The following is a 2,093-nucleotide window of genomic DNA, read 5'->3' as shown; positions in this document are numbered from 1 at the left end:
GTCAGGCTGGCTCTTCCCGTGGATTTGAATGTCCACGGTTTCATTGTAACATAAAAATCTTAATATTATAGCATATTTTAAAAACTTTTGTAACAAATTATTGAAAGAGTCGGCAGAGGTACAGTTTGATCGAATTGGGAAGTTTGTTCGGGTAGCGTGGCCTACGGCCAGGGGAAAAGAATACCCCATCCTCCAAAATCAGAAGCGTTTAGATGGAGGGGAACAGGAATGGAACCAAGTTGACTTATAAATTTGTCTGTTATAGTACTTAGTTCCCATGATAGGAATGCAGACATTGCTAATACCGAAAATATTCAAGCTCCGATAATACCCAGTTTCTCTGATGAATTTATTTGTCCCGGTAAACCCAGTTACCAGTCTTAAAAACAATGTTATAAACAACGCAAAGTAGCGGATTATCTATTGAGGATTTCGGCTCTAATGGCAATATATTGGTGCATCTCATATTTGTAAAAAAGAAGGGGAGTGTGGGGCCTGGGCGCGGGGAGTGTGGGAAGTGTGGGAATTTTCGCGGGAATTTTTGCCTAATTCCAAAAGCGATGCAGCGCGGTCTTACAGATAAATAGTTGACTTGTGATTGTGATCCGTGTTAAATTCAGCCGGTTGATCATTCAGGAGGGCAATCACTTTGTTGATAAGCAATCAATAGCTCCAGAGAAAACCGAAGGAAGACCCAACCCAAAAAACCGATCCGGGATGCAAACCCCATCCAACATGGGGGCGTCTACCTCCCAGTAGCAATTGATAGTGATGGGATATCCGTGCCACCCACGCTCTTGCACGTTCGCATTCTTAGAACCGATAGCACAGAGGAAAACCGTGGAGCCCGCATTGGTAAATGAGAATGCCGTCAGTCAGATATTGTTTGATAACCAAAAAGAGAGCAAAAAGAAATGACGAATAGAATCGGCCAAGCAAAACAAATAGTAGCAGCGTTTATCCTGGGTATGTTACTGCTATTCACCGAAGGGTGTGCGGTAGAGGGCGACTTCTCCGGATCCCTAATTCCGGGCGACTCCTCCCGACCCCTAATTCCGGTGAGTTCGTTACACCTGGAGAACGGTAAATACGAATATGTCGATAGAGGTTTTAATCCCCCAGTAAGTAGCATAGATTTCTTTTCAAATTCCAGCATAACCATAACGAGCGAAGATGGATGTGCCGATCAACTTTACACAATCAATGCCACCCTGGGAGGAATGCCACTCATCCCCCAAGGGCTAACAACAATACAATGTGGAATACCAAAGGTATTAGGACAAGATCTAAGCATCCCCCTCAATACAGGCAAAGTAGCCCTCAGTATAGGTAAACCAGGCCTAAGAATTACAGTACAGAGCAATAAAGGCAAAGATGAGGATATAAAAATCATCGAACAAAGTCACTATATCCTACACTGACCTTGACGGGAGCATCCCATTTTGGAAAAAAGGGGAAACTTATTGGCGATTATAACTCGCCAATAATAACCTAACTTAGATATTTTCTTGCTCCGAGTCGAAAGAAATATCTAGGGCATGTCGTCAGTTAAGCCAGATGACGGAAGCGGCGAGATGAATGGCTCCGATGAAAATTGCGAGCTGTTTTATCATAGGGAGTTGCATTTTTCGACGCCATGTGGTAATTAATTCTCAGAACTGAACTTCTGATCACTGGTAATTACCCCCGTGTAAAGGCGGGTCCAAAGGAGCATCGCTTCTAGTTTCCCCCGATCACTGGGAAAACCCACTGGAGAAAGGTTTTAGGGGGTGAGGTTTTATTCGTATGAAATCAAAAACGCCTAATATCTGGACGGTAGAAGGGGTAATGCGATCGCGCTTCTTTGAAGGAGTATTATTTACATCGGGCAAACCAAGTTTTTCGACTTTTCTTTTTCCTTAGTTAACGGCTGATAGGTCTTGTGAGCATAGGGCTCATATCCCTCAAAACCTGAATAAGTCATCTTACACAATAACCGAGACTTGAGCGGAGAAGGAGGTAAATTTACCGTAAGCATTCAGCAGTCAGCCGTCAGCCGTCAGCCGTCAGCCATTCGCTACGCGAACAGTAGTGTGGCCATAAGCCATAAGCCA

2 protein-coding genes are annotated in these 2,093 nt (G+C 44.0%); both read left to right on the top strand.

All coding sequences use genetic code 11. The annotated features are described in order from the left end of the window. Positions 1 to 100: 100 nt before the first annotated feature. Positions 101 to 250, top strand: a complete 150-nt coding sequence (locus tag F6K38_RS40235) for a hypothetical protein (protein ID WP_287263117.1) — start codon at positions 101 to 103, stop codon at positions 248 to 250. Between the two features lie 664 nt (positions 251 to 914). Continuing rightward, positions 915 to 1,421, top strand: a complete 507-nt coding sequence (locus F6K38_RS40230; protein WP_008188763.1) for a hypothetical protein — start codon at positions 915 to 917, stop codon at positions 1,419 to 1,421. Positions 1,422 to 2,093 lie beyond the last annotated feature (672 nt).

The sequence above is a fragment of the Moorena sp. SIO3B2 genome (assembly GCF_010692525.1).
GTDB lineage: Bacteria > Cyanobacteriota > Cyanobacteriia > Cyanobacteriales > Coleofasciculaceae > Moorena > Moorena producens.
The sequence above is the reverse complement of the archived record's forward strand: the minus strand, read 5'-3'. Positions and strand labels throughout refer to the sequence as shown.